Raw genomic sequence first — 24920 nt, forward strand, 5'->3', positions numbered from 1 at the left:
CTTGCGCCCGGTCATTCGTCGGCGACGCCGAACTCTTCGTCGATCTGGTTCTGCTTGGAAGCGAACCAGAAGATGGCGACGACGAAGATGATGAGGGAACCCTGCGCGGCCATGTAGAAGCCGAGCGGGAAGCCGATGAAGCTGATGGTGTTCAGCGTCGGTGCGAAGAAGTGGATCACGAAGCTCGTCACGAACCAGATGCCGAGCATGAGCCACATCAGGCCGGAGGTGCGCTTCCAGTATTCCTGGGCGCGTTCCGGCGTCAAAGGTTGGTTGGACATCTACGTCTCCTCCGTTGTTGTCCCCGCTGGGGCCGGTGGTCCCGGCCGCCTGAGCCAAATGGAAGTGCCGTTATTATTCTTGTGGCCTTGCCGTTTCGCAGTCGCAGCATGATGACAAGGCATTGACACCATGTCGCCTTTGATAGCATCGGAAGAACGTGATAACAAGACGGCTCGTGAGTTGCTTGAAAATGAAATGATCACGACGCCCCTATACAATGGGGTGGGATGGATGGCATAAGGGCGGCAAGCCTGTTCTTGGCCCGGGCGAGGAGTGCAAGATGCTGAAAAACCTGGCGGCGTGGTTGGCCCCGCCGCCGATCCGGACGCCCGAGGACCTGGCCGGCTTCATCGCCACCGAATCCGCACGGGTAGCCCAGAAGGCCACCACCGGCTATTGCCGCACCAAGGCCGGCGCCAACCACGACCTGCTGTTCAAGGAGGCCGGCTTCCTGGCGGCGCTGGACGAGTGCCGCTGGTCGGCCTACGGCCTGGTCGCCGCCGACATCTGCCTGGTCGCCGAGGGCTTCCTGCGTCCCGCCGCCGCAGGGGCCGGGGAGGAGGCGCTGGCGGCCTGGGTCCTCGCCGTTTATGACGGGATGCTCGACGCCCAGCCCCATCCCGGCCGCGGCCCCGAGGGCTGGAGCGCGGAGAAGGCGGAGATGCGCGCCCGGCTGGCGCGTTCACGCATGGCCGAGCCGATCCCGCCGGCCAATGTGGGCTTCGACACGGCCCGCCGCATCTTCGATTCCCTTCCTGTCCACCCCTCGCTCCGGCGCGAGGATTTCGAGGTGGTGCAGAACCTGATGCGGTTCGGCCACGTCACCTTCTTCGACGAGCTTTCCAAGCGCGCCGACAAGGCCGCCATCGTCGCCGCCCTCCATCAGGACAGCCCATGACCGACACCCACGCCGATACGTCGCTGGCCCGCATCGAAAGCTTCCCCTACCGCCACCGCGTCAGCGCGGTGATGGGCGCGCCGCTGGCCGTCGCGCGGCCCGGCACCACCATCGCCGAGGCGGCCCGGCGCATGTCGGGCAGCGGCATCAGCTCGCTGGTGGTGGCCGACGAGGCCGGGCGTCCGGTCGGCATCGTCACCGAGCGCGACGTGCTGAAGGCGGTGGCCGCCCACGGCAATTCCGCCGCCGACGTGCCGCTGGGCATGGTGATGTCGAGCCCGGTGGCGACGGTGCGCGACGACGCCTTCGTCTATCTCGCCATGGGCCGCATGGACCGCCTGAAGGTGCGCCATCTGGTCGCCGTCGATGAGGCCGGGGCCGGAATCGGCATGGTCACCGCCCGCGGCCTGCTGCGCCAGCGTGCCGCCACCGCCCTGATGATCGGCGACGAGGTCAACGTCGCCACCGGCCCCGAGGATCTGGCGGCGGCCCGGGCCAAGCTGCCCGAGCTGGCGTCCGAGCTGATCGCCGATGGGGTCGAGGGCCTGGGCATCGCGGCGGTGACCAGCTCGGTGCTGCGCGATCTCACCGCGCGGGCGGCCGAGCTGGCCCAGGCCGCCATGGCCGAGGACGGCTGGGGGACGGCACCGGCGCCCTATTGCGTGCTGCTGCTGGGGTCGGGCGGGCGGCGGGAGAGCCTGTTCGGGGCCGACCAGGACAACGCCATCGTCCATGCCGGCAGCGCCGCCGACGACCCCTGGTACGCCGAGCTGGGGGCGCGCATGTGCGACATGCTGCACGAAGCCGGCATCCCCAACTGCCACGGCGGCGTCATGGCCCGCAACCCGGAATGGCGCAACACCGTCGCCGGCTGGAGCGAGCGCATCGCCCGCTGGATCCGCGAGCCGCAGGGGTCGGAACTGCTCAACGTCCACATCTTCGTGGATTTCCGGCCCGCCTATGGCGACCGCGCCCTGGCCCGGGCGGTGCGCGAATCGTTGCGCGACCAGGCCGCCCGTTCGCCCCACTTCCTGCACGCCATGGCCCAGGCGGCGGGCCAGATCCGCGCCCCGCTGGGGCTGTTCGGCCAGTTCGTCACCAAGGACGGGCGCCTCGACCTCAAGACCTCGGGCCTGCTGCCGCTGACCGCGGCGGTGCGCATGCTGGCGCTGAAGCACCGCATCGAGGCCACCGGGACCGGCGAGCGCCTGGCCCGGCTGACCGCCGGCGGCCACATGAACGCCGACGAGGCGCAGTCGTTCCGCGACAACCATGAACTGATGGTGCGCACCCTGGTGCGCCAGCAGCTGGCCGACCTCGCCGCCGGCCTGCCGCTGTCCAACCGGATCGATCCCAAGCGCCTGGGCAAGGCCGACCGCGCCCGCCTGAAGGGGGCCTTCAAGTCCATCAACGCGCTGACCTGGGTGATGCAGAACGCGCTGTCGACGGTATAGCATCGCGACCATACCAATGATAAATTCGTCCACATTAATTTGGTGGACGAGGGAAACGGAAGTTCCGTTACTTTGCTGACGGCAATTGTCATCCAAGCGTCATCCATTCCAAATATTTCCGTCATCGACCGCCAATAGAATGCGCCGCCAGTGAAGGTGTTCGAGGTGGAGCATGGATGCCGCCGTGTCGGTGGTCGAACCCGCGATCAAGGTGACGCGGCTCAGCAAATCATTCATCTGCTGCAAGGCGTTGGACGAGGTCAGCCTGGAGATCCGGCCGGGCGAGATGGTGGCGCTGATCGGCGCCTCGGGCTCGGGCAAATCGACGCTGCTGCGCCACGTCACCGGCCTGACGCTGGGCGACCGCGACCTCGGCAGCATCGAGGTGCTGGGCAAGCCGGTGCAGAGCTGCGGCCGCCCGTCGCGGCACATCCGCGCCATCCGCGCGCGGGTCGGCTTCGTCTTCCAGCAATTCAACCTGGTCGGCCGCCTGCCGGTGATGACCAACGTGCTGACCGGCACGCTGGGCCGCATGCCGCTGTGGCGCTCGCTGACCGGCGCTTTCCCCGAGGCCGACCGCCGGCTGGCGCTCGATGCCCTCGACCGCGTCGGCATCGCCGACAAGGCCTGGGAACGGGCTTCGGCGCTGTCGGGCGGCCAGCAGCAGCGCGCCGCCATCGCCCGCACCCTGGTGCAGAAGGCCGAGATCATCCTGGCCGACGAGCCCATCGCCTCGCTCGACCCCGAATCCTCGCGCCGGGTGATGGAATCCCTGGCCCGCATCAATGCCGAGGACAAGGTGACCGTGGTGGTGTCGCTGCATCAGGTCGACTTCGCCATCCGCTTCTGCCCCCGCACCGTCGCGCTGAAGGCCGGGCGGGTGGTCTATGACGGTCCCTCTGCGGCGCTGACGCCGCAGCTGCTGCGCGACCTCTACGGCTCCGAGGTCGACGAACTGGACGGCATCGAGGGCGTCCAGGGCTCGGCCTCCTTCGTCACCGGGATCCATACCAGCCACGCCGCCGCCCTGGCCGGCTGACCCCTTTCAACCTCCACCACCGGGAGCACCTGTCCATGAAGATCACCCACATCGCCCTTGCCGCGGCGGCCGCCGTCGGGACCTTTGCCGCCACCTCGGCCAGCGCCATGGAGACCCTCAATTTTGGCATCATCTCGACCGAGTCGACCACCAACCTGAAGCAGGAATGGGTGCCCTTCATCGAGGCGATGGAGAAGCAGACCGGCCTCAAGGTGCGGCCGTTCTTCGCGCCCGACTATGCCGGCGTCATCGAGGGCATGCGCTTCAACAAGGTCCAGGTGGCCTGGTTCGGCAACAAGTCGGCGATGGAAGCGGTGGACCGCTCGGGCGGCGCCATCTTCGCCCAGAGCACCGATCCCCAGGGCGGCACCGGCTATTGGTCGCACGTCCTCGTCCACAAGGACTCGCCCATCAGCTCGGTGGCCGAGCTGCTGAAGAAGGCTCCCGAGCTGTCGTTCGGCAACGGCGATCCCAACTCGACCTCGGGCTATCTGGTGCCGGGCTACTACGTGTTCGCCCAGAACGGCATCACCGATCCCAAGAAGGTGTTCAAGCGGGTGGTCTCCGCCAACCACGAGACCAACGCCCTGGCGGTGGCCAACAAGCAGGTGGACGCCGCCACCAACAACAACGAGAACCTGGATCGCATCAAGGACCGCCAGCCGGACAAGTTCAACCAGATCAAGATCATCTGGACCTCGCCGCTGATTCCGTCCGATCCCATCGTCTGGCGCAAGGACCTGCCCAAGGACATCAGCGAGAAGGTCTACACCTTCTTCATGACCTACGGCGTGCCGGCTCCGGGCAAGAGCCAGGAGCAGGTGAAGCAGGAGGTCCAGGTGCTGGGCGGCCTGAAGTGGGGGCCGTTCCTTCCCTCCAACGACGACCAGCTGCTGCCCATCCGCCAGCTCGAACTGTTCAAGTCCAAGAGCAAGCTCGAAGCCGACGCCACCCTGCCGGCGGCCGAGAAGGCGGCCAAGCTGGCCGAGATCAACGGCAAGCTGGCCGCCCTCGAGAAGAAGATGGCGATGATGCAGGCCGCCAAGAAGTAAACCTTCGTCTTGGGCGGCGCGCCGGCCGGTGCGCCGCCCGCCCCTTCCTTTTCCCGTCAGGCCGGTCATGACCACGTCTCCAGCTTCCGCCCCCTCTCTGCATCCGCCCCGGACCTCGCTGCTCAAGCTGCTGGTCTACGGCCTGGCCTTCGCCGTCCTGGCCTGGTCGTGGCAGGGCGCCGAGATCCGGCCGCTGGCGCTGATCGCCGATGCCGGCAACATGGCCACCTTCGCCTCGGACTTCTTCCCGCCCAATTTTCGCGACTGGCGGTACTACGTCGAGGAAACCCTGATCACCATCCAGATCGCCGTCTGGGGCACGGTGCTGGCGGTGGTGTTCGCCATTCCCTTCGGCCTGCTGTCGGCCGAGAACGTGGCCCCGGTCTGGGTGCGCCAGCCGGTGCGCCGGGTGATGGACGCGCTGCGGGCCATCAACGAGATGGTCTTCGCCATGCTGTTCGTGGTGGCGGTGGGCCTGGGTCCCTTCGCCGGCGTGCTGGCGCTGTTCATCCACACCACCGGCATCCTCGCCAAGCTGTTCTCGGAGGCGGTCGAGGCCATCGACCCGCGGCCGGTGGAGGGTATCCGCGCCACCGGGGCGGGCGTGCTGGAGGAGATCGTCTACGGCATCATCCCGCAGGTGATGCCGCTGTGGATCAGCTATTCGCTCTACCGCTTCGAATCCAACGTGCGATCGGCTACGGTGGTCGGCATGGTCGGGGCCGGCGGCATCGGCGTGGTGCTGTGGGAAATCATCCGCGGCTTCTACTTCGCCGAGACCTGCGCGGTGATGATCATCATCATCGCCACCGTGTCGCTGCTGGACGTGGCTTCGGCCCAGCTGCGCAAGCTGTTCATCTGAGGCAAGGCATGGCGGCGGCGCCGTTGATCCTGGTGGTCGGCCCTTCGGGGGCCGGCAAGGACACCCTGATGGACGAGGCGCGCCGCCGCCTCGCCGACGAACCCCGCATCGCCTTCGCCCGCCGGGTGGTGACCCGCGAGGCGCGGCCCGAGGCCGAGGATCACGATTGCCTGAGCCCCGACCAGTTCGACCGCGCCGAGGCGGCCGGCGGTTTCGTCCTCTCGTGGCGCGCCCACGGCCTCGCCTACGGCATTCCGGCCTCGGTGCAGGAGCTGCGCCGGTTGGGCCAGGCGGTGGTGGCCAACGTCTCCCGCGCCGTGGTCGACGAGGCCCGCGCCCGGCTGCGGCCGGTGGGGGTGGTGGTGGTCACCGCCCCGCCCACGGTGCTGGCCGAACGCCTGGCCGCCCGCGGCCGGGAAAGCGCCGACGACGTGCTGCTGCGGCTGCAGCGCGCCGCGGTGCCGCCGCCCGAGGGAGCCGATGTCCGGGTGGTGGTCAACGACGGCAGCGTCAGCGAGGGCGTCGAGGCCTTCCTGGCGGCGCTGCGGGATTTGGCGCGGGGTTGAGCGCCCCTAGGGTCCGCACTCAATTAGGGTGTGGCCTGCGCCNACCCTAGAACGCCTCTTCCCAGTGGCGCTGATTTGCGCCCTCATTCGGGCCTCATCCTGAGGAGCCGCCGCAGGCGGCGTCTCGAAGGACGAGGCCCGTCGCACCGGCGCCCATGGCCCGCCTCATCCTTCGAGACGAGCGCGGCGCGCTCTCCTCAGGATGAGGCTACGGATAGGGAATGACCTTAATCAGCGCTAATGCGCGAGAGCGGGACGCCGTGCGTCCGCGGGCGCCGCGCTCTAATTTATTGATTTAGAGGCGGATTCAGCTATCAGGTTGGATCGCCTCGCGATTCAACCTGATAGCATCCGGCTCTAGAACGCCTCTTCCCAGTGGCGCGACAGGCGCATGGCGCAGTTGATCAGGCCGACCATGGAATAGGTCTGGGGGAAGTTGCCCCACAATTCGCCGCTGCGGTGGTCGATGTCCTCGGACAGCAGCCCCAGCGTGTTGCGCTTGGCCAGCACGGTCTCGAACAGCACGCGGGCCTCGTCGCGCCGGCCCAGCGCCGCCAGCGCGTCGATGTACCAGAACACGCAGATGACGAAAGCGGTGCGGGGGGTGCCGAAATCGTCCTCGGCGACGTAGCGGAACAGGAAGTCGCCCACCTTGAGGGTGCGCGCCACCGCGTCCACGGTGGCGGCGAACCGCGGATCGTCGGCGGCCAGGAAGTCGACCTCGTGCAGCAGCAGCAGGGTGGCGTCCATCTCGGCGCCGCCGAAGGTCGAGACGAACGAGCCCAGTTCGGCATTCCACGCCCGCTCCGAGATGATGGCGTGGATGCGGTCGGCCTCGCGCCGCCAGTAGGCGCCCCGGTCGGTGAGGCCGAGCCTGCGGGCGATCTTGGCCAGGCGGTCGCAGGCGGCCCAGCACATCACCGCCGAGAAGGTGTGCACCGAGGCGAAGGTGCGCAGCTCCCACGGGCCGGCATCGGGGCGGTCGAACACGGCGACGGCGCGGTTGCCCAGGCGCTCGAGCTGCTCGAACAGGGTGGTGTCGCCGGGATGGGTCAGGCGGCGGTCGAAGAAGGCGTGGGTCGAGGCCAGCACCACGCTGCCGTAGACGTCGTTCTGGACCTGCAGGTGCGCCTGATTGCCGACGCGCACCGGGCCGAAGCCGCGATAGCCGGCCAGGTGGGGCAGCACGCATTCGTCGATTGAGGTGTCGCGGGTGATGCCGTAGACCGGCCGCAGCTCGCCCTCGGTGGCGTCCTCGACGATGTCGTTGATGAAGCGCAGGTAGTCCTCCATGGTGCGCGAGACGCCCAGGCGGTTCAGCGCGTGGATGACGAAATAGGCGTCGCGCAGCCAGCAGAAGCGGTAGTCCCAGTTGCGCTCGGTCTCGGGCGCCTCGGGCACCGAGGTGGTCAGCGCCGCGACGATGGCGCCGGTCTCCTCGAAATTGCACAGCTTCAGGGTGATGGCGGCGCGGATCACCTCCTCCTGCCATTCGAACGGGATCGACAGCGACCGCACCCAGCTGCGCCAATGGTCGAGGGTGCGCTCGAACAGGTCGCGGGCGGTGGATTCGATGCCGGCCTGCAGGCTTTCGTCGCTGCCCAGCAGCATGTCCACCGGCCGCTCCAGCACGAAGGGCCGCTCCTCGATGATGTACGAGATCGGCGCGTTGGTGGTCAGGCGCAGGGTCTGGGCCGGCGAGACATAGCGCAGGTGGTTGCTGCCGCGGGTGAGCTCGGGCACCAGCCGGCCGTATTCGAAGCGCGGACGCAGGCGCACCAGCAGCCTGGGGCGGCCCTGCACCGGGCGGATGCGGCGCACGATCATGGGCGGGCGGTAGATGCGCTCGTACAGGGCGAAGCGCGGGGCGAAATCGGTGATCTCGACGACGCCGCCGTGGTGGTCGTACAGCATGGTGCGCAGGATCGCCGAATTGGGCAGATAGGCCTGATCGCAATGGAGCTGATCGACCAGTTCCAGCGAGAAGGCGCCGTCGCCCTTGGTCCGGCCGGCGCTGTCGTCCAGCAGGGACTGGAACACCGCGTCGCCGTCCATGCGGGGAAAGCAGCCCCAGACGATGGTGCCGCTGCAATCCACCAGGGCGGCGATGTTGCAATTGCCGATGGCGCCGAGATTGAGTGTGCTCATGTCTTGCCCCGCTTCCCCTTGGTGGTCCGATCCTCCGCCGGCCGCGCCGGCGCCGCCGCCACCGCGACGATCTCGCGCTCGATCTGGCGGCGCTTGCGCATGCGGGCGGCGTCCAGCAGCATGCGCCCGGCCCAGTAGTGGATGTTGTGCTCACCCACCATCTCGCGCATCAGCTTCATGCGCTCGCGCCGCTGCTCGGCGGGCATGGACAGCCCGGCCTGGATGGCCTCGCCCATGCCGCGGATGTCGTAGGGGTTGACGATCAGGGCTTCCAGCAGCTCGCGCGAGGCGCCGGCGAAGGTGGACAGCACCAGCACGCCGTCGCCATCGTCGCGGGCGGCGACGAATTCCTTGGCCACCAGGTTCATGCCGTCGTGCAGGCTGGAGACCAGGCAGAGATCGGCGGCGCGGAACAGGGTGAAGACCTCGTCGGGCTCGTGGTGGCGCGGCACCAGGATGATCGGCGCCCAGCCGTCGCGGCCGAAGCGGGCGTTGACCTCGTCGGCCACCGCCTGGGCCTCGGCCTGGGTGTCGCGATAGGCGGCCAGGCGGCCGCGGGTGGGCGCGGCGACCTGCAGCAGCGCCATGCGGCCGATCCATTCGGGATGGCTTTCCAGCAGGCTGGCGACGGCGCGGAAGCGGTCGGCGATGCCCTTGGTGTAGTCGAAGCGCTCCACCCCCACCGCCAGGTGCAGGTCGGGGGCGAGGCCGAAGCGTTCGCGCACCCGGGCCCGGCACTCCTCCACCGGCGGCTGGCCGGCCAGCGCCGCCGGCGGCCATTCGATGGAGATGGGATAAGGGCGGACCAGGGTGGTGCCGGCGCTGGCCCGCACCACCGAATGCTCGCGGTCGATGTGGCATTCCAGGAAGCGGTCCACCGATTCCAGGAAGTTGAGGCAGTGGAACTGGGTGTGGAACCCCAGGATCGAACTGCCGAGCAGGCCGTCCAGGATTTCCTCCTTCCACGGGCAGATGCTGAACACCTCGGGATTGGGCCAGGGGATGTGCCAGAAGGTGATGACGGTGGCCTCGGGCAGGCGCTCGCGGATCATGCGCGGCAGCAGGGCGAAGTGGTAGTCCTGCACCAGGATCACCGGATCGGGGGTGCGCGCCTCGGCCACCACCGCCTCGGCGAAGGTGCGGTTGACGGCGACGTAGCGGTCCCAGTCCGAGGCGCGGAAGGTGGGGCGGATGAAGGCGATGTGGCACAGCGGCCACATCCCCTCATTGGCGAAGCCGTAGTAATAGCCGTCCTGGTCCTCCTCGCTCAGCCACACCCGGCGCAGGGTGTAGGCCGGGCGGTCGGGCGGCACCATCAGGCGGTCGTTGGCATCCACCGTCAGCTGGTCGGCCGAGCCGCTGCCATGGGCGATCCAGGTGCCGCCGCAGGCCCGCATCACCGGCTCCAGCGCCGTCACCAGGCCGCTGGCCGGCCGCTGCACGGTGACGGTGTCGCCGTCGTGGTTGTGGATGTAGGGCTCGCGGTTGGACACCACCAGCACCTCGGCCCCCGGCAATTCGTCGCGCAGCAGGCTTTTCAGGCTGTCCGGGCTCCAGTCGATGCGGATCGCCTCGGTCAGCGCCCTGGGCGCCTCGAGCTCGCGGATCATCTTGCGCATCTCGCGCACCAGCGGCGCCACCTCGGGCGAGACGGCGCCGTCCCCGGGCTGCGACGCCAGACCCCGACGGACCGCCTTGACCCAGCCGCGCAGGGTGAAGCGGGCGACCAGCACGGTGACAACCGCCGCCGCCAGGGCCAGCACCGCCAGCGCCGCCGCCAGGTAGATCTCGGCGCTGGAGCTGCGGCGCTCGATGAAGCGCAGGTCGTGCAGGATGACCAGGCTGCCCAGCTGGGGGCGGTCGGCCGCCACCGGGAAGGTGGCCGACAGCACCGGGCCGCCGTCCAGGCGCTCGACGGTGAAGGATTGCCCCGCGGTGGGGAAGGGCGGGCAGGCCATGGCCTTGGGCCAGGCCGGCGAGCGCTGGCGCAGCTGGCCGTCCGCCCCGCACAGGCCGATGGCCAGCACCCGCTCGTCCAGGGCGATGCGCTGGAACAGCTCGGCGATGCGGCGCCCGGCCTTGCGGTCGGCGGTGTCGGCGGCCAAACCGGCGACGGTGTCCTGGACCGAGTGGAACACCAGCTGCGAGCGCATTTCCACGTCGGCGCGGAACCACCGCTCGATGAGGTCGCCGACCAGCGGCGCCGCCACCCAGGCGGTGCCGCCCAGCACCAGCAGCAGCGGCAGAATGAAGCGAAATGCCATCCGCATCGGATCGTCCTCCTCGGTGGCTCGACTCAATGAACGAATCGAATGTCACTAATCGAAAAGGATGAATGTGGCCGAAGCAAGGCGAAGGCGGATGGCCGCTTTATTCCGGTGGCACTTGGCGCTTGTTCTGGGCCTCGTCGACGGCGACGAAGGTATAGGTGCCGGTGGTGACCTTGATCTGGGTCTCGTCGCCCCAGCGCCGCCGCACCCAGGCCTCGACCCGCACCGTCAGCGAGGTGCGGCCGACCTTGGCGACATCGGTGTAGCACGACAATTCGTCGCCGACGAAGACCGGCTCGTGGAAGGTCATGGCGTCCACCGCCACCGTCACCACCGGCCCCCTGGCCCGGTGAAAGGCGTGCGTCCCCCCCGCCAGGTCCATCTGAGCCATCAGCCAGCCCCCGAAAATCGCCCCATGCGGATTGGTGTCGGCCGGCATGGCGACGGTGCGGATGGACAGGCGGCCGGTGGGGGAGCCCGATTTCTCGATGGTCATGGCTTGCGCCTGCTGGAATCGGCGGCTTCCCGGATGGCCCGGGTCAGCTCCTGGACGGTGGTGGAGGGCGGGCCGAAGGGATCGCCTTGGTCGGCGCGGGCCTGCAACTGCTTTTCCGCCCGCCGCTCGGCGTCGTCGATGTCCTTCATCATCGCCTTGCAGTCGGGCAGCTTGCCGCGCTCCGGATCGTAACCCGGCGCCAGGGTGGCGAAATGGCGCTGCACGTCGTGGCGATGATCGGGCTTGTGGAAGTCCTGGTGATGCAGGATGAGCCACACCTCGAAGCAGGGGTTGGAGCGGGCGACTTTTACATTGGCCGCTTGGCAGAGCGCAACGGCCTGGGCGAAGTTCGGATGGGCATCCACATCGAATACCGCCCAAATGCGGTCGCCTTTCTCAAACGAATCCTTTTTGCTGCGTTGGAGTGCCTTGGCGTGGTCGGCGGCTTTTTGCGCGATGGTGAGCGGAACGCCGGCGGCCGGTTCGGTGATCACCTCGACCAGTGCCCCGGCGTGCAGCCGCTTCACTGCGGCGAAGTAGGCGGGTTCGGTATTCTTGCCCTCGCAATAGAGGATGAAGCGCACCTTGGGGTCGCGGCTCGGCAGCCGACGTTTGGGCTCGGGCAGCCGGCGCGCCATGGTCAGCCGTTCCGCTGCAACAGCGAGCGGACGTCGCCGGCGAACGGGATGGCGCCGTAGCGGCCCTGCAGGTAGCCCTTCTCGAAATTGTCGCCCGGGCGGGTACGGAAATCCGACAGCGGATACAGATGGGTGGCGCCGCCCTCGTCCTTCTCGGTGAACCACACCTGGTCGCGCCGCAGCCACTCCGAGCGCAGCAGGTTGGTGTCGTGGGTGGTGGCGATGATCTGCGCCCCCTTGGGATTGGTGGCGCGGTCGCAGAACAACGCCAGAATCGCCTCGGCCGCCTTGGTGTGCAGGCTGGAGCTGAGTTCGTCGACGATCAGAAGGCCGCCGGTGTCGAGGGCATTAAATGCAGCCTGTAAAATAACTAACAATCGCCTTGTTCCGTCGCTCTCCACCTCTGGCTCAAACGAAAACGGAGTTCCATCTAGACCTTTGTGTACTAGGTAAATTTTCGTTATCTCGGATGGAAACGAAACCTCAGACCCGTGTTTCCATTTTATATCGAAACTATAGTCACTTGAATTTAAATACCTGTTTAACTCAAATGGCTCAAGCTTTTCTGTTGCACCAGAAATGCCCGTCCCCAATTTTGATAGGGCGTCAATAACCCTAGTGTCGAGGCCTCCCGTCCAGCTAATGTAGTGAACATCGTGCTGGCTAATAAATGTCTTTGTGTGAAAAGACCATCTAGAGATTGCGGACCATACATCTAAAAGTTCCGCGTGGTCATTTTGTGCTGCGGCGGACAAGAACAATGTATTATCTCTGGTAATTTCAGAGATAAATCGGTTTTTCCCTTTTAGATGTCGGCCAAACTGGTATTTGTTATGCTGCCGTTCAAACAGCATTCTTCGCATTCCGGACGGAAATGCGTACAGCCACTCCGACACAACCTGCGAATTCGTCGCCTGAACTCCGTAATGATACCTCACCGAGTTTGCGAAGAAATCTACGTCAAATGAGGTTGGGACTTCACTATGGCTTCCGCAAAGACGGAAAGGGGTTCTTGGAATTCCGCCGCCTGGTTTGCTTGAAGAATATGACCCGCATACTAACGCCTGGAAATACTGCATTGCCTTGAGAATATTGCTCTTCCCCGATGCATTAGCGCCGTAGACCACCGCCGCCGGCAGAAGGGTGGCCCGGGGCGCCTGGATCAACCCGTCCTCGGCATCCTTCAACGACGACGCCACCAGCGACAGTTCCTGGGTGTCACGGATGGACAGGTGGTTGGAGACGCCGAAGCGGATCAGCATGGGCGTGCGCCCTCCCGGATGCGAATGCCATGCAATTTATGACGCGATTCGGCGGTTTTCCAGCCAAAACCGTGGATAAAACGCAGCATCTTCCGGCCGGCACTATATCTTGTGGTCACGCCCCCGCCCGCCACATCATCCGCTTGCGCCCGGGCTTGGGCCTCCTATAATGCCGGCCATGTCCGATCTGTTCCAGCAGCTCGCCCCCAAGGGCACCGACTATTCCGCCAAGGACATCGAGGTCCTGGAAGGGCTGGAGCCGGTGCGCCGGCGGCCGGGCATGTATATCGGCGGCGTCGATGACCGCGCCCTGCACCATCTGGTCGCCGAGGTGCTGGACAATTCCATGGACGAGGCGGTGGCCGGCCATGCCAGCTGGATCGAGCTGGAGCTGGACGCCGCCGGCAACGCCACCGTGCGCGACAACGGCCGCGGCATTCCGGTCGATCCTCACCCGAAGTTCCCCGACAAGAGCGCGCTGGAGGTCATCCTCACCACGCTGCATTCCGGCGGCAAGTTCGGCGGCGACGCCTACAAGGTGTCGGGCGGCCTGCACGGCGTCGGCGTGTCGGTGGTCAACGCCCTGTCCGACCGCCTGACCGTCGAGGTGGCGCGCGAGCGCAAGCTCTACCGCCAGGACTTCTCCCGCGGCACGCCGCTGGGGCCGCTGGTCGAGGTCGGCGCGGTGCAGAACCGCCGCGGCACCGCCGTCACCTTCCATCCCGATCCCGAGATCTTCGGCGAGCGGGCGCGGCTGAAGGCCCGCACCCTCTACCGCATGGCCCGCTCCAAGGCCTATCTGTTCCGCGGCGTGCAGATCCGCTGGAAGTGCGATCCGCTGCTGATCGACGAGGGCGACGAGGTCCCGGCCGAGGATACCCTGCATTTCCCCAACGGCCTGTCCGACTTCCTGTCGGCGGTGCTGAAGGGCCGCCCGCTGGTCACCCGCGGCTTCTTCGCCGGCACCGCGCCGCTGGCCGACGACATGGGCCAGGTGGAATGGGCGGTGGCGTGGCCCGACGACGAAGCCGAAGGCGGGGATGGGGACGGCTTCGTCAACACCTACTGCAACACCGTTCCCACCCCCGACGGCGGCACCCACGAGGCCGGGCTGCGCACCGCCCTGACCCGCTCCTTCCGCGCCTATGGCGAATTGCTGGGCAACAAGAAGGCCGGGCAGGTCAGCGCCGAGGACGTCATGGGCGGCGCCTGCGTGCTGGTCAGCCTGTTCCTGCGCGATCCGCAGTTCCAGGGTCAGACCAAGGACAAGCTGGTCAGCGTCGAGGCCACCCGGCTGGTGGACAACGCCATCAAGGACCATTTCGACCACTGGCTGTCGGCCGATCCCGAATCGGGCAAGGCGCTGCTGGCCCGCCTGATCGAGCGCGCCGAGGAACGCCAGCGCAAGAAACTGGCCAAGGAGACCAGCCGCAAGAGCCCGACCAAGCGGCTGCGCCTGCCCGGCAAGCTGGCCGACTGCACCCGCCAGGTCAATGTCGGCACCGAGCTGTTCCTGGTGGAGGGCGATTCGGCCGGCGGCTCGGCCAAGTCGGGGCGCAACCGCGAGACCCAGGCCATCCTGCCGCTTCGCGGCAAGATCCTCAACGTCGCCTCGGCCAGCGTCGATAAGATGCGCCAGAACCAGGAACTGAAGGATCTGATGGAGGCGCTGGGCTGCGGCGTGCGCGACGGCTACGAGCGCGAGAAGCTGCGCTACGAGCGCATCATCATCATGACCGACGCCGACGTGGACGGCGCCCACATCGCCAGCCTGCTGATGACCTTCTTCTATCAGGAGATGCCCGACCTCATCCGCGACGGCCACCTGTTCCTGGCGATGCCGCCGCTCTACCGCCTGGCCCACGGCCAGACGGTGATCTACGCCCGCGACGACGCCCACAAGGCCGAGCTGATGAGCACCCTGTTCGCCGGCAAGAAGAACGTCGAGATCAGCCGCTTCAAGGGCCTGGGCGAAATGCCGCCGGCCCAGCTCAAGGAAACCACCATGGACCCGGCCCGGCGCACGCTGATCCGGGTCACCCTGCCCTCGGGCCGCACCGAGGAGGACCACGAGGAGGCCCGCGACGCCGCCAACCTGGTCGAGACCCTGATGGGGCGCAAGGCGGAACTGCGCTTCCACTATATCCAGAAACACGCCCGGTTCGTCCGCGACCTGGACGTGTAGCGCGCCTCCATATCTGTCTGTTATTTGCACGTTCCGGGCGACTGGTATCGCGCGCCCGAACCGGTTATTCTATCTCCGGTATTGGGGGTGGGCCGTCCGGGGGACAGGCAATGGATCAGCAGCCGCGGGGCGCTGCAATCGACTGTACCGCCATCAGCGCCGCCGTCGTCGCGGTGATGCCGTCGCCGCTGGGGGTGTACCGGTCCGACGGCGCCTGCGTGCTCGCCAACCAGGCCCTGGCCGATCTGGTCGGCGGCGAGTTGCCCGCGCTGCACCGGCAGAACTTCCGCGAGCTGGAATCCTGGGCCCGGCTCGGCATGCTGGTGGCGGCCGAGCGCGCGCTGGCGGGCGGCGGGCGGCAGGTGGTGCCGGTGGACGGCCCCTCCATTTTCGGCAAGCCGGTCTGCGCCGAGATCACCTTCTCGCGCTTCGTCTCGGGCGGCGAGCCGTTCCTGCTGCTGCTGGGCCGCGACGTCACCGAGGAGCGCCGCGCCGCCGACGCCCTGCACGCCAGCGAGGCGCGCTATCGCGGCGTGGTCGAATCCCAGACCGACATGGTGGTGCGCTACGACCTGGAGGGTCGGGCCACCTTCGTCAACGAGGTGGTCGGACGGACCCTGGGGGTGCCGGCGGCGGACCTGGTCGGCGTGCCGTGGATGGACTACATCCTGCCCGAGGATTCCGAGGCTACCGCCGCCGCCTTCGCCGGCGCCGCGCAACCACCCGAGTACCGCGCCCATGTGGAGAACCGCGTCGCCGTGCCGGGCGGCGTGCGCTGGTTCGCCTGGGAAGGCTGCGCCGTCCACGATCCCGCCGGCGGCATCGCCGAATTCCAGGCGGTGGGGCGCGACATCACCGAGTGGGTGGCGACGCGCGACCGCCTGACCCGCCTGGTGGGCGACCTGGATTCCTCGAACCGCGAGCTCGAGCAGTACGCCTACGTCGCCAGCCACGACCTGCGCGAGCCGCTGCGCATGGTCAGTGCCTATGTGGACCTGCTGGACCGCCGCTACGGCGACAAGCTGGACGCCGACGCCCGCGAGTTCATCGCCTTCGCCCGTGACGGCGCCCAGCGCATGGACGGCATGATCCTGGACCTGCTGCAGCTGTCCCGGGTCGGACGCATGGGCGATCCGGCGGCGGTGGTGCGGCTGCACGAGGTGGTGGCCGAAGCGCTGGAGAATCTGGCGGTCAGCGTGCGTGAATGCGCCGCCACCATCACCCTTCCCGAGCGGCTGCCCGAGGTGTGGGGCTCACGCAACGAACTGGTGCGGCTGTTCCAGAACCTGATCGCCAACGCCCTGAAGTACCGTCACGACCAGCGCACGCCCGAGATCGCCGTCACCGTCGAGGCCGAGGGCGACGACTGGCTGTTCGCCGTGGCCGACAACGGCATCGGCATCGAGGCTCAATACGGTGAACGCATCTTCATGATCTTCCAGCGCCTGCACGCCCGCGACCGCTATGACGGCACCGGCATCGGGTTGGCCTTGTGCCGCAAGATCGTCCATCACCACGGCGGGCGCATCTGGGTGCGCTCCGATCCGGGGCAGGGCAGCACCTTCCTGTTCACCCTGCCGCGCCGCAGGGAAAACGATCAGTGATGGCCGTGGCCGCCGTGGCCGCCATGCGCGCCCTCGTCACCGGTCTTGCCCGACCCCAGCGCCATGATGCAGCCGTAGATGACGACGCTGGCGCCGATGAACAGCAGGACCCCCTGAAGCATGGCGGACATGGCGTTTCTCCCGTCGAGACTGGTCCCGCGCACCCTGTCACGCCCCCGCCGGGGTGTCAATCGGCCGGCCCGGCATGGGCGGTTGAACGGGGATCGACATCAACCCGTAACATGCTAAAGTATTAGGTCATTGGTTCTATATGGCAGCCCGCATGCGCTCTCCCACTTTTTTCCGGTTGTTCATCGGGCTGACCCTGGTGGTTCTGCTGAGCGACCTCGCCTTCCTGGCGACCAATTACGTGGCCGGCCGCGACGCGCTGGCTCGCGCCATGCAGCAGGAGGGCGAGAAGCTGCGCTCCGGCTTCGCCGTGGCGATGACCATGACCTACGCCAACATGCTGCAACTGGCCCGTTTCGTCAGCACCGATCCGCGGGTACAGCGCACCTTCCACGAAGGCAAGCGGGCGGTGGAGGCCGAGGGAGGCGGGCCGGGCGGCGAGGGCGCGGCGGTGGCCCGACAGGCCCTGCTCGAACTGGTGCGCGAACGCTGGGAGCAGATGCAGGCCGAGTTCGGGGTGCGCCAGCTGCACTTCCACCTCGCCCCCGGGTCGCTCAGCTTCCTGCGCGTCCACGCCGCCGGAAAGTTCGGCGACCGCATGGACGATGTCCGCCACATCATCGTCGACACCAACAATGACGGGAAGGCCCGCACCGGGCTGGAGACCGGACGCATCTATACCGGCCTGCGCGGCGTGGTGCCGGTGGTGGCGCTGCCCGAGGACGGCGGCGGCCATTTCGGCGCGGTCGAGGTGGGAAGCTCGTTCCAGCCCATCGTCTCGGCGCTGGACCGCCAGCTCGGCGCCGGCATCGCCGTGTTGCTGCGCCACGAGCACGTGGACAGCAACATGTGGCAGGAATACGTCGACAAGTACTTCCCGGGCGAGCCCGGCGCCTGCGACTGCTTCGTCGAGGCGACCTCGCGCGACGACATCTACGCCATCCTGCGCGACCCGGTCTTCGGCTCCATCCGGGGCAAGGCGGCCACCGACGCGGTCTCTCTGGGCGAGCGGGTCTATGCCGTGACCCGGTTCCCGCTGTTCGACTACACCGCCGAAGCCCACCCCGGCACGCCGCCGGTGGGGTCGGTGGTGCTGTGGACCGACGACACCGAGGCGGTGAACGCCTTCCGCCGCTCGCAATGGGTCAATCTCGGCCTCGGCGTGTTCGGGTTCCTGCTGGTCGAGCTCCTGTTGTGGGGCGGCATGCGGCTGGTGGCCCGCCGCATGGCCAGCGAGCTGGCAATACGCACGGCCGAGCTGGAGGAGCAGACCGCCCGGCTCGAGAAATCCAATGGCGAGCTGGATCGCTTCGCCTCGGTCATCTCCCACGATCTGCAGGCCCCCAACCGGGCGGTGGTGTCGTATCTCGGCCTGCTCGAGGAGAAGCTGGCCGGGACCCTGGACGACGAGGGCAAGGAATTCCTCGGCTTCGCCGTCGAGGGCGGGCGGCGCATGGCGGCGATGATCCGCGACCTGCTGGCCTATTCGCGGGTCGGCCGCGATCCGGCGCCGCCCGAGCCGGTCGCCCTCGACGACGTGCTCGCCTCGGTCCGCCTCGACCTGGCGCTGGCCATCGAGGAAGCCGGGGCCACGCTGGAGGTCGGGCCGATGCCCACGGTGATGGGGCGCGCGGGCGATCTCACCCGGGTGTTCGACAACCTCATCGCCAACGCCGTCAAGTATCGCTCGCCCGAGCGTGCGCCGCTGGTCCGGGTGTGGGCGGAACGGGACGGCGAGCGCTGGTGCATCGCGGTCGAGGACAACGGCATCGGCGTGCCCATGGAATACCGGGCGCGCATCTTCGACTTCTTCCAGCGGGCCGGCCAGAAGCCCGGCATCGACGGCACCGGCATCGGCCTGGCGGTGGTCAAGAAGGTGGTCGAGATGCACGGCGGCAGCATCTGGATGGACACCGCGCCGTCGGGCGCCGGATCGGTGTTCCGCTTCACCCTGCCGGCGGCGGATCGCTCCGCTTCGCCTTGAGCATCACCGAGGCGCGCCAGAAGCCCAGCCCGTCGCCATCGACGAAGTGGACGTGGCGGTCGGCGGCGAAGTCGCCCACCATGCAGGTCAGCGTGGTGGCCGTGGCCCTGGACAGGCCGTAGCGGATGTCGCCCGCCCGTTCGGCCGCGTCCAGCAGGGTGACGATGGCCGCGGCCTCGGCGTCGGTGACGTCGAGCACGAAGCGCGGCCCGCCGGCCTGCTTGCAATAATCCGAACGCTGCGCCACGCCCCGCCGGTAGGCGTCGGTATCGACGCCCGCCACCTTGCCGCCGAGGCGGTGGACCAGGCCCAGGATGGCCGAACCCGCCAGCGCCCGCAGCACCTTCAGGGCGCGATGCCCGCCGGACGCGGTGCGGGCCTCGGCCGCCAGGGCGCCGGCCGAGGGCACCACCACCGGCGCGAGATCGCCGCCGTCGCCCAGCGGCGCCGCCGTGCCGAAGGCGACGATGCGGTTCAACTCGCCCTGCAGCCGGGCCAGCACCGCCATGCCCTCGGCGCCCGGGCGCAAGGGATCGACGATGAGGCACATGATCGCGCCGCGCCGGGCCGGCACCGGCCGCCAGCGGCAGGACAGCCCCTCCAGCCCGGGAATGGGGCCGGGCGCCGGGGCGACGTGCCAGCGCCCGCCCGCCTTGATCCAGCTTTCCGCCACGCCCGCACCGCTGCCCAGGAACTGGCCGAAAACGTTGCAATTGCCGAAATCGTGCAGCGCCACCAGCACCTGGTGGCCCTCGGCTTCCAGCGCCGCCACCGGCACCAGCCCGACCCGCAGCGGCACCTGCATCTCGGTGTCCGACCAGTGGGCGAGGGCAGACATGGCCTGCCTGACCTGGTCGAGGCGTTGCGGCGGCACCGCGGCGATGGCGCCGTCACCGCCGAACTGGCAGGCGGCGGGCTGATCGGGCAGCGCGGCGGCGGCGGACAGCGCCGCCACCACCGCGCCGGCGACGAAATTGACGTCGCGGTCGCGCCCCGCCTCGGCCAGGCGGGTGCTGGCGACCACGTCGGCGGCGGCGATCCACCATTCTCCCGCCAGCCGGGCATAGCGGCCGGGGTCGTGCGCCTCGGCCGCGAAGTCCCGGATGGCGGGCAGGTGCATGATCAGCCCTTGGCCGCCTTGATGGCGGCGGCGTAATCGGGCTCGTCGGCGATCTCGTTGACCAGCTCGGTGTGGCGCACCGTGCCGTCGGCGCCGATCACCACCACGGCGCGGGCCAGCAGGCCGGCCAGCGGGCCATCGACGATCTTGATGCCGTAGCGCTCGCCGAAGCCCTTGTCGCGCATGTCGCTGACCGGGGTGACGGCGGCCAGGCCCTCGGCACCGCAGAAGCGCCCCAGGGCGAAGGGCAGGTCGGCCGAGGCGCACAGCACCGCCACTCCCGGCAGCTTGTCCAGCTCGGCGTTGAAGCGGCGCACCGAGGCGGCGCAGGTGGGGGTATCGACGCTGGGGAAGATGGACAGCACCACGGTCTTGCCGGCGAAATCGGCCAGGGCGCGGTCGCCGAGGTCGGTGCCGGTCAGCTTGAAGTCGGGCGCCTTGGCGCCGATCGCCGGCAGGCTGCCGTTGGTGTTGATGGGGTTGCCCTTGAGGGTGATGGTGGCCATCGTCCGTTCCTTCTTTTCCGGGGTTTGACGGATGGCCAGTTTCCGCCTTTTTCGCGCCTGCGGCAACCGCTTCAGCGGCCGCCGTAATCGGCCCAGAAGGCAGGGGCGTCGGCGCGGAAGGCGTGGATGGCGGACAGGATTCGCGGCGGCAGCGAGGTGCCGGCGGGCAGGAAGTCCAACGGCTCGACGTCCTCGCGCCCCAATCCGTGGAAGATGCCGAGCAACAGCGCGTAGTTGATCAGCAGATGCGCCCAGTCGCTTTGGCGGGCCGCCGCGATCAGGCCGATGCGGTCGTTCTGGAAGGCGGGGAACACCGCCTCGTCGTCGGCGCAGAAGCGGCAGGCGACGCGGTTGGCGTAGTATTCGCTGGTCATGCGGTGGGCCAGGTGCCAGGCCTTGGAGCGCCTGGCGGCGATGTGCATGCGGGTCTCGCCCTGGCGCACCGCGATGTCGCTGACATGGGCCAGCTCGTGGGCCAGGGTGAAGGGCTGCAGGCCCTCCAGCTCCAGCACCGTCACCAGCCGGCGGCGGCCGGCCACGGCGCGCGGGGTGACCAGGCCGCAATAGCCGGGCAGCACCGCCTTGGCCACCCGCTCGAGATCATCGAGGCGGAAGCCGCCATCGGCGAAGCGAGCGAGAAAATCCCGTACTTCGGCTTCTTCCGGGACGGCGAAGCCGGTCACCTCCACCTGCACAGCCGATGCCTCCCACGGGGATCCGAGGGAGGCATGGTCGCCAGGGCGGGGTTAGCGCCGGGTTAGCGGCGCATGCGATACCCCTTAATTGCCCGGGCCGGCGAACAGGCTGTGGTTGCGCAGCAGGTTGCCGTGGCCGCCCTTCTCGGTCAGCACGAAGGTGACGTCGGTGCTGCGGCTCTTGAGCGCCGATTCGGGCGAATTGACGAACAGGCGGAAGGTGCCGACCTGGTCGCCCTCGACCGGAAGGTCGATGGCGGTCACCCCGGCGGGGCCGCCCACCATCTCCAGGGTGGCGCCCGGCAGGCCCTCGAGGGTCAGGGTGTAGCTGCGGTCCTCGCGCACCATGTTGAGGATCTTGTAGGTGTAGCCGTTGCGCACGGTGCCGTCCGAGAGCTGGACGAACAGCGGCGCGCGCTCGTGCAGCACGTTCACCTCGGTGGTGGCGCGGTTCAGCAGCGCGGTCAGCATCACCGCGCCGATGATCGCCAGGACGGCGCCGTAGACCAGGGTGCGGGCGCGCAGCAGGCGGAAGCCGGGCTCGGCGGCGCCCTTGGTGCGGGCCTCCAGATTGGCGGCCGAATCGTAGCTGATCAGGCCCTTGGGCAGGCCGAAGCGCTCCATCACCTTGTCGCAGGCGTCGATGCACAGGCCGCAGCCGATGCAGGCCAGCTGGTTGCCGAAGCGGATGTCGATGCCGGTCGGGCACGAGGCGATGCACATCTTGCAATCGACGCAATGGCCGCGCCCCGAGAAGTCGCCGCTTTTCGGTGCCGGGGCACGCGGCTCGCCGCGCCAGCCTTCGTACGAGACGATCAGCGAATGCTCGTCGAACATGGCCGCCTGGAAGCGGGAATAGGGGCACATGTAGACGCACACCCGCTCGCGGGCGAAGCCGGCCAGCAGGAAGCAGAAGCCGCCGATCACCAGGATGATGAGATAGGTGGCGCCGCCGGCCTGGCCGGTGAAGATGTCGCGCAGCATCTCGAAGGCGTCGCCGAACCACAGCACGAAGCCGATGCCGCAGGCCGCCGAGATGACGAACCAGGTGGCGTAGACCACGCCCTGCTTGATCGCCTTGCCGGCGCTCATGGCCTCGCGGCCGTGGCGGAGGCGGCTGGTGCGGTCGCCCAGGACCCAGCGCTCGACGTTCTGGAACAGGTCGGTGTAGACCGTCTGCCAGCACAGGAAGCCGCACCACACGCGGCCGGCCAGGGCGCTCATCAGGAACAGGGTGATGGCGGCGAAGGCCAGGATGCCGGTGAGGTAGTAGACCTCCTGCGGCCAGATCTCGATGTCGAAGAAATAGGCCCGCCGTCCCGCCATGTCCACCAGGATGGCCTGGTCCGGGGCGCCCGGGCCGCGATCCCAGCGCAGGAACGGCGCCAGGTGCCACCATGCCAGGGTGAGCGCCATCGCCCACCATTTGAGGTCGCGGAACAGTCCCTTCACGGCGCGCGGATGGGCCTGGCCCTTCTCGCGGTAGAACGGAACTTCGCCCTGGGTATGGGGGAATTCGGGGATATGGTCGGGGTCGATGACGGTCATGGCGCGGCTGGTCCTCCTGTCCCGCCGAATTTGTAGCCCACGTGTCACGCGGAATCAGTGATATTTGTCACTGAAGCGCGGTATCCCTTGCATGGCGGCCTGCAATGCGCCATCAAGGATTGATGATTCGCATCCTCATCGACGGCGACGCCTGCCCGGTCAAGGACGAGGCGCTGAAGGTGGCGGCCCGGCACCAGGTGCCGGTGCTGATCGTGTCCAACACCTGGCACCGCATAGACCATTACCTGGTCGAGCAGATGGTGGTGGGGCAGGGGGCGGACGCCGCCGACGACGTCATCGCCGAGCGCGCCGGAGCCGGCGACGTGGTGGTCACCGCCGACATCCCCCTGGCGGCGCGCTGCCTGGCCAAGGGGGCGCTGCCCATCGATCCGCGCGGCCGGCCCTTCGACGAGGCCAATATCGGCATGCAGGTGGCCATGCGCGACCTGATGAAGGGCCTGCGCGAGACCGGCGAGATCACCGGCGGCCCCTCGGGATATCGCCGCGAGGACCGCTCGCGCTTCCTCGACGGGCTGGAGCGGCTGGTCCAGGCGGCCAAGCGCTTGTCACCATCGGCGTCAAGGCTCTAAGGTAAATCATGCGCAAGGGACAGATCGAGGCGGCATGGTTGGGGCGGGCCGAATGCCGCGATTGCGGCATCCGCCATCTGGTCCTGTTCGCCGATCTTCAGGAGGCCGATTTCGACCTCATCCACCTGCCCATCGAGGAATTGCGGGTCGAGACCGGCGGCACCCTGTACCAGGAAGGCGATGCCGGCACCGCCGCCTTCACCATCCGCTCGGGCCTGGTCAAGCTGGTGCAGTACCTGGCCGACGGCAACCAGCGCATCGTGCGGCTGCTGCGGCCCGGTTCGGTGGCCGGCCTCGAGGTGCTGGCCGGACATCCCTACGAGCATACCGCCGTGGTGCTGCAGGAGGCGCTGGTCTGCCGCCTGCCGCGCGAGGTGGTGGAACGCCTCAACCGCGAGACGCCCAGGCTGCACCGCCAGCTCATGAACAAGTGGAGCGACAGCCTGCGCCTGGCCGACGAATGGCTGACCGACCTCAACACCGGCACCGCCCGCCAAAGGGTGGCGCGGCTGTTCCTGCACCTGCTGCAGGTGTCCGGGGACGGCCGCTGCCGCCTGCTGGGACGCGAGGACGTGGGCGCCATCCTGTCGGTGACCACCGAGACCGCCAGCCGCACCGTCGCCGATTTCAAGCGCATGGGCGTGGTCACCGAGGTGGCGGGCAACAGCTTCACCGTCGATCGCGACCGCCTCGAGGACATCGCGGCGGGGGAATAGGCTCCTCAGCCCGCCGGATTGGGGAAGGCCTGCTTCAGCGCCGCCCAGCCGGGCGGCTGGGCACCCCTGGACGGGCGGGCCAGGCGGGCTGCCGCTTCCTCGATGCGGCCGATGCGTTCGCTGGTCCCCGGATGGGTCGAGAACAGCGAGGTGGTGGCCGAGCCTTCGGGGTGCAGCCGCATCAGGGTGCGGAAGAAATCGTCGGCCTTGGCCGGATCGTAGCCGGTGCGCTCGAACAGGGACAGAATGTGGGCGTCCGCCTCGAACTCGTTGGCGCGCGAATAGCCGGTCAGGACCAGGGTGTAGAGCGGCCCCTCCAGCGCCGACAGCGCCGCCCCGGCCAGCGCGCCGCCGCCGCCCAGCCAGGCCGCCAGCGCCTCCTTGCCCAGCCCGCCGATGGTGGTCAGCAGAGCCTGGTTGCGAATCTGCGACAGGCCGTGGCCGCGATCGGCATGGCCGATCTCGTGGGCGATCACCGAGGCCAGCTCGTCCGGGCTGGCGGCGTGGCGCACCAGCGCCGAATTGATCGCCAGCTTGCCGCCGGGCAGCGCCCAGGCGTTGACCTGCGGGCTGTCGACCAGGGTGATCTCCCACGGCAGCGACTTGCGCTCGGCCGCCGCCAGCAGCGGCGCGGCGAAAGCGCGCAGGGCCTCCTGGGCGTTGCGGTCGGCGACGGCGCCGCCCGACTGCTTCAGGTAATCCGGGTAGTAGGTCTGGCCCAGCTTGATCTCGTCGCCCTCGCCGGCCAGATAGGTGCCGGCGACGCCGACCGCCCCCTTGACCAGGCTGTCCAGGCTGAACTGGGCCGAGGCGGGCAGGGCGGCGATGGCGCCGGCGGCGGACAGGCCGGCAAGCAGGGAACGGCGGTGCATGGCG

The 24920-nt window shown here is 68.4% G+C and carries 23 protein-coding genes; 11 read left to right on the forward strand and 12 right to left on the reverse strand.

Annotation, left to right across the window (positions count from 1 at the left end; genetic code table 11):
• Positions 1 to 11: 11 nt before the first annotated feature.
• Positions 12 to 281 carry a DUF4212 domain-containing protein gene (locus MTBUT4_RS13725; protein ID WP_173980256.1) on the reverse strand — a complete coding sequence of 90 codons (270 nt, stop codon included), beginning with the start codon at positions 279 to 281 and terminating at the stop codon, positions 12 to 14.
• 281 nt (positions 282 to 562) lie between these two features.
• On the opposite strand from MTBUT4_RS13725, the gene MTBUT4_RS13730 reads away from it, so the two are divergent.
• From MTBUT4_RS13730 to phnN, 6 genes are all read left to right on the forward strand, one after another.
• A complete protein-coding gene (locus MTBUT4_RS13730) occupies positions 563 to 1180 on the forward strand; it encodes a hypothetical protein (protein WP_173980257.1) in 618 nt (205 codons plus the stop codon).
• On the forward strand, positions 1177 to 2634 hold the full coding sequence (locus tag MTBUT4_RS13735; protein ID WP_173980258.1) for a DUF294 nucleotidyltransferase-like domain-containing protein: 1458 nt from the start codon (positions 1177 to 1179) through the stop codon (positions 2632 to 2634). The genes MTBUT4_RS13730 and MTBUT4_RS13735 overlap by 4 nt, the downstream gene beginning before the upstream one ends.
• A gap of 172 nt (positions 2635 to 2806) precedes the next feature.
• Entirely contained in the window at positions 2807 to 3673 is an 867-nt protein-coding gene (gene phnC / locus MTBUT4_RS13740; protein ID WP_173980259.1) for a phosphonate ABC transporter ATP-binding protein, read from the forward strand.
• A gap of 35 nt (positions 3674 to 3708) precedes the next feature.
• Positions 3709 to 4725, forward strand: coding sequence for a phosphonate ABC transporter substrate-binding protein (gene phnD, locus MTBUT4_RS13745; RefSeq protein ID WP_173980260.1), 1017 nt, complete (start codon positions 3709 to 3711; stop codon positions 4723 to 4725).
• A 67-nt stretch (positions 4726 to 4792) separates the two neighbouring features.
• Positions 4793 to 5587, forward strand: a complete 795-nt coding sequence (gene phnE / locus MTBUT4_RS13750; RefSeq protein WP_173980261.1) for a phosphonate ABC transporter, permease protein PhnE — start codon at positions 4793 to 4795, stop codon at positions 5585 to 5587.
• Between the two features lie 8 nt (positions 5588 to 5595).
• Positions 5596 to 6153, forward strand: coding sequence for a phosphonate metabolism protein/1,5-bisphosphokinase (PRPP-forming) PhnN (phnN, locus tag MTBUT4_RS13755; RefSeq protein ID WP_173980262.1), 558 nt, complete (start codon positions 5596 to 5598; stop codon positions 6151 to 6153).
• Between the two features lie 357 nt (positions 6154 to 6510).
• Here the strand turns inward: phnN and MTBUT4_RS13760 are convergent, their stop codons facing one another.
• The 5 genes from MTBUT4_RS13760 to MTBUT4_RS13780 form a co-directional block, all read right to left on the reverse strand.
• Entirely contained in the window at positions 6511 to 8301 is a 1791-nt protein-coding gene (locus MTBUT4_RS13760) for a glycoside hydrolase family 15 protein (RefSeq protein WP_173980263.1), read from the reverse strand.
• Positions 8298 to 10571 (reverse strand): trehalose-6-phosphate synthase, encoded by a 2274-nt coding sequence (locus MTBUT4_RS13765; RefSeq protein WP_173980264.1) that lies wholly within the window; start codon positions 10569 to 10571, stop codon positions 8298 to 8300. The genes MTBUT4_RS13760 and MTBUT4_RS13765 overlap by 4 nt, the downstream gene beginning before the upstream one ends.
• Positions 10572 to 10671: 100 nt before the next feature.
• Positions 10672 to 11067, reverse strand: a complete 396-nt coding sequence (locus MTBUT4_RS13770) for an acyl-CoA thioesterase (RefSeq protein WP_173980265.1) — start codon at positions 11065 to 11067, stop codon at positions 10672 to 10674.
• Complete coding sequence (locus MTBUT4_RS13775) at positions 11064 to 11705, reverse strand: RloB family protein (RefSeq protein ID WP_173980266.1); 642 nt, start codon at positions 11703 to 11705, stop codon at positions 11064 to 11066. Before MTBUT4_RS13775 ends, MTBUT4_RS13770 begins: the two co-directional genes overlap by 4 nt.
• A gap of 2 nt (positions 11706 to 11707) precedes the next feature.
• Positions 11708 to 12967 (reverse strand): ATP/GTP-binding protein, encoded by a 1260-nt coding sequence (locus MTBUT4_RS13780; RefSeq protein WP_173980267.1) that lies wholly within the window; start codon positions 12965 to 12967, stop codon positions 11708 to 11710.
• Positions 12968 to 13145: 178 nt separating this feature from the next.
• On the opposite strand from MTBUT4_RS13780, the gene parE reads away from it, so the two are divergent.
• Positions 13146 to 15152: a DNA topoisomerase IV subunit B gene (gene parE, locus MTBUT4_RS13785; RefSeq protein ID WP_173980268.1), complete on the forward strand. Its 2007-nt coding sequence runs from the start codon at positions 13146 to 13148 to the stop codon at positions 15150 to 15152.
• 110 nt (positions 15153 to 15262) lie between these two features.
• Positions 15263 to 16756 (forward strand): ATP-binding protein, encoded by a 1494-nt coding sequence (locus MTBUT4_RS13790; RefSeq protein WP_173980269.1) that lies wholly within the window; start codon positions 15263 to 15265, stop codon positions 16754 to 16756.
• Here the strand turns inward: MTBUT4_RS13790 and MTBUT4_RS13795 are convergent.
• Positions 16750 to 16887 carry a hypothetical protein gene (locus tag MTBUT4_RS13795; protein ID WP_173980270.1) on the reverse strand — a complete coding sequence of 46 codons (138 nt, stop codon included), beginning with the start codon at positions 16885 to 16887 and terminating at the stop codon, positions 16750 to 16752. The genes MTBUT4_RS13790 and MTBUT4_RS13795 overlap by 7 nt on opposite strands.
• Before the next feature lie 152 nt (positions 16888 to 17039).
• Between MTBUT4_RS13795 and MTBUT4_RS13800 the strand changes: the two genes are divergently transcribed.
• Positions 17040 to 18869 carry an ATP-binding protein gene (locus tag MTBUT4_RS13800; protein ID WP_173980271.1) on the forward strand — a complete coding sequence of 610 codons (1830 nt, stop codon included), beginning with the start codon at positions 17040 to 17042 and terminating at the stop codon, positions 18867 to 18869.
• Here the strand turns inward: MTBUT4_RS13800 and MTBUT4_RS13805 are convergent.
• From MTBUT4_RS13805 to ccoG, 4 genes are all read right to left on the reverse strand, one after another.
• The gene (locus MTBUT4_RS13805; RefSeq protein WP_173980272.1) at positions 18832 to 19989 is read right to left on the reverse strand and encodes a DUF3095 family protein; all 1158 of its coding nucleotides are present in this window, start codon (positions 19987 to 19989) and stop codon (positions 18832 to 18834) included. The genes MTBUT4_RS13800 and MTBUT4_RS13805 overlap by 38 nt on opposite strands.
• A 2-nt stretch (positions 19990 to 19991) precedes the next feature.
• Positions 19992 to 20495 carry a thiol peroxidase gene (tpx, locus tag MTBUT4_RS13810; RefSeq protein WP_173980273.1) on the reverse strand — a complete coding sequence of 168 codons (504 nt, stop codon included), beginning with the start codon at positions 20493 to 20495 and terminating at the stop codon, positions 19992 to 19994.
• A gap of 71 nt (positions 20496 to 20566) precedes the next feature.
• Entirely contained in the window at positions 20567 to 21190 is a 624-nt protein-coding gene (locus tag MTBUT4_RS13815) for a hypothetical protein (RefSeq protein ID WP_173980274.1), read from the reverse strand.
• A gap of 84 nt (positions 21191 to 21274) precedes the next feature.
• A complete protein-coding gene (gene ccoG, locus MTBUT4_RS13820) occupies positions 21275 to 22738 on the reverse strand; it encodes a cytochrome c oxidase accessory protein CcoG (protein WP_173980275.1) in 1464 nt (487 codons plus the stop codon).
• 122 nt (positions 22739 to 22860) lie between these two features.
• Here ccoG and MTBUT4_RS13825 point away from each other — a divergent pair, with 122 nt between their 5' ends.
• On the forward strand, positions 22861 to 23328 hold the full coding sequence (locus MTBUT4_RS13825; RefSeq protein ID WP_173980276.1) for a YaiI/YqxD family protein: 468 nt from the start codon (positions 22861 to 22863) through the stop codon (positions 23326 to 23328).
• An 8-nt stretch (positions 23329 to 23336) separates the two neighbouring features.
• On the forward strand, positions 23337 to 24044 hold the full coding sequence (locus MTBUT4_RS13830) for a Crp/Fnr family transcriptional regulator (RefSeq protein ID WP_173980277.1): 708 nt from the start codon (positions 23337 to 23339) through the stop codon (positions 24042 to 24044).
• Positions 24045 to 24049: 5 nt separating this feature from the next.
• Here the strand turns inward: MTBUT4_RS13830 and MTBUT4_RS13835 are convergent, their stop codons facing one another.
• Positions 24050 to 24916, reverse strand: coding sequence for a M48 family metallopeptidase (locus MTBUT4_RS13835; protein ID WP_173980278.1), 867 nt, complete (start codon positions 24914 to 24916; stop codon positions 24050 to 24052).
• Positions 24917 to 24920 lie beyond the last annotated feature (4 nt).

It is taken from the genome of Magnetospirillum sp. UT-4 (genome assembly GCF_902729435.1).
In the GTDB taxonomy this organism is placed as follows: Bacteria; Pseudomonadota; Alphaproteobacteria; order Rhodospirillales; family Magnetospirillaceae; genus Magnetospirillum.